Below are 2580 nucleotides of genomic sequence, written 5' to 3' on the forward strand. Positions count from 1 at the left end.
CCGCAACAAAATATTCAACGTAAAAGACACCAACACCGTGAACGGAATCGCCACCAACAACGTCGGCGCCAACGACACCCGCGCCACAAACCACGACTGCTCCAAAAACTCCCGCCACTGAAACGGCTTCCGAAACACAAACCGCACCGCATCAGCCGACATCGCAAACAAACCACCAATAGCCTGCATCGGCCCCGACATACCACTCAGAAAGCCGCCTGTTACCACAGCAGTGGCGAGGCTGACCGCACGCGGGGAGCGAATGCTGACAACCGAATTCATGAAGTGGTCGGGTTCAGGTGCGATGTCACGGTGGCTGAGTGCACCGCACAATGTGCTCGGTGCCACATCCGCTTCCCAGTCAGCGGGAGACATCTCACCGCGACGAGGCGCTCCCAGCCCGGATCGCATCCGGCATACCCGGCTCAGCCCAGAAGTCGACCCGCCGGGGACTGGTGTTCGGCTACATTGCCTCCCACGACGCCGCGGCGAGGCCCGACACCCTGAACCCGCTCACCGGGAGTCGTTGTTGCTTCCTACCGCGTCACCGATCACAGTGGGTGCGACAAAGGAGGCCGATGACCGTGCAGGACACCTTGTTCGACGAGACCGTTGACGTCATTGTGGCCGGTTCCGGCGGGGGCATCACCGGCGCGTACACCGCCGCCCGAGAGGGCCTGTCGGTGGCGCTGGTGGAGTCGACCGACTTCTTCGGCGGAACAACCGCCTATTCGGGTGGCGGCGGCATGTGGTTCCCCTGCAATCCGGTGCTGCGACGGGCGGGCAGCGATGACACGATCGAGAAGGCGTTCAATTACTTTCACACCGTCATCGGCGATCGCACCCCCCGAGAGCTACAGGAGACCTACATCCGCCGCGGCCCTGGCCTGATCGAATACCTCGAAGCCGACGCCGAGAACTTCACGTTCTCCGTGCTGCCGTGGCCGGACTATTACGGCAAGGCCGCCGACTCCCGCGGCGACGGGATGCGCCACATCGTGGCCAATCCGATCCGCGGCGAGAAGCTCGGCCCCTACGCGGGTTTCGTGCGCGGGCCCCTCGACCACGACCGCCTCGGTGCGCCGGCACCGGACAAGCTCTTCGGCGGGCGGGCACTGATCGGCAGGTTCCTTGCCGCCCTGGCCGGTTACCCGAACGCCTCCCTGTACCGCAATGCGCAGCTGACCGAGCTCATCGCCGAGAACGGCCGCGTGGTCGGTGCCGTCGTGCAGCGCGACGGCAAACCGGTGCGGATCGGCGCCCGGCGCGGAGTGCTGTTGGCGGCAGGTGGATTCGAGCACAATGCCGCGCTGCGGCAGACCTACGGCGTCCCCGGTGACGCGAAGGACAGTATGGGCGGACCGGGCAGCACCGGCGCCGCGCTGGAGGCGGGGATCCGCGCGGGAGCCGCCACCGACCTGATGGACCAGGCGTGGTGGTCGCCGGGCTTGACTCATCCCGACGGCCGCTCCGCATTCGCGCTGTGGTTCACCGGGGGCATCTTCGTCAATCAGGCCGGCGAACGGTTCGTCAACGAGTCTGCGGCATACGACCGGATCGGCCGCGAGATCATCGCCGAGATGCAGGCCGGCCGCCTCGATGTCCCGTTCTGGATGATCTACGACAACCGCGACGGCGAGGTCCCGCCGGTCAAGGCGACCAACGTCTCGATGGTGGACACCGAGAAGTACCGCGCCGCCGGATTATGGCGCAGCGCAGGCACTCTGGCGGAGCTGGCCGAGTTCATCGGGGCGCCCGCCGACACGCTGGAACAGACGGTCGCCCGCTACAACGCGATGGTCGCCGCCGGCGCCGACACCGACTTCGGGCGCGGTGACGAGGCATACGACCGGGCCTTCTCCGGCGGTGAATCGCCCATGGTGCCGATCGACACGCCGCCCTTCCATGCCGCGGCCTTCGGCCTGTCCGACCTTGGCACCAAAGGTGGTCTGCGCACCGACAAAGATGCCCGGGTGCTCGACGAATCCGGGCAGCCGATCCCCGGCCTCTATGCGGCGGGCAACACGATGGCAGCGGTCAGCGGGACGACATACCCCGGTGGCGGGAACCCGATCGGCGCGTCAATGTTGTTCAGCCATCTCGCCGCTCTCGACATGGCCGGTGACGTCAGGTCTGCTTGACCAATTTGAACGGCATGTTGATGAACAGGGCCAGGCTGCGCCCGCAGGCCCCCGGCTGGCCCGTGGTCGAATCCTGGCCCACCAACATGTTGGAGCTCGGGTCGGTCTGGTCGCCGCCGGGGCTGGACCCATGAAATCGATACACCTGCAGCCCGGGTGCGCTGGTGCCGTCCTGGCAGGGCATCCAGTCCGGGATCGTTCGCTTGACCCGCCAGTCCCCGCCGGCCTGGAAGATCGGCGCCGTCCAGCCCGCATCGCTGCTGACAGTACCGACGCATTCGGTGGGATAGCTGCACGTCGAAGAGATCGTCCTGTGGTTCCCCCGAAATCGTGGAGGGTTTCCTATGCCGCTTCGGGCTTGGTCTTGGATTCCCTGATCTCGTAGTTGACGGGCGATAGCCCGTCGGCGGCACTGTGGCGGCGTTGGTGATTGTAGAAG

Annotated in this window: 2 protein-coding genes and 1 pseudogene; 1 reads left to right on the top strand and 2 read right to left on the bottom strand. The window is 66.2% G+C overall.

Translation table 11 applies throughout. The features are described 5' to 3' along the window. Positions 1 to 375: pseudogene (locus HPC46_RS35425) on the bottom strand (hypothetical protein); the annotation flags it as partial. A gap of 203 nt (positions 376 to 578) precedes the next feature. On the opposite strand from HPC46_RS35425, the gene HPC46_RS34145 reads away from it, so the two are divergent. Further along, positions 579 to 2141: an FAD-binding protein gene (locus HPC46_RS34145; protein WP_179476402.1), complete on the top strand. Its 1563-nt coding sequence runs from the start codon at positions 579 to 581 to the stop codon at positions 2139 to 2141. Here HPC46_RS34145 and HPC46_RS36075 read toward each other — a convergent pair. Further along, complete coding sequence (locus HPC46_RS36075) at positions 2128 to 2538, bottom strand: Rv2253/PknI dimerization domain-containing protein (RefSeq protein WP_456320172.1); 411 nt, start codon at positions 2536 to 2538, stop codon at positions 2128 to 2130. The genes HPC46_RS34145 and HPC46_RS36075 overlap by 14 nt on opposite strands. Positions 2539 to 2580 lie beyond the last annotated feature (42 nt).

It is taken from the genome of Mycolicibacterium vinylchloridicum (assembly GCF_013404075.1).
Lineage (GTDB): Bacteria > Actinomycetota > Actinomycetes > Mycobacteriales > Mycobacteriaceae > Mycobacterium > Mycobacterium vinylchloridicum.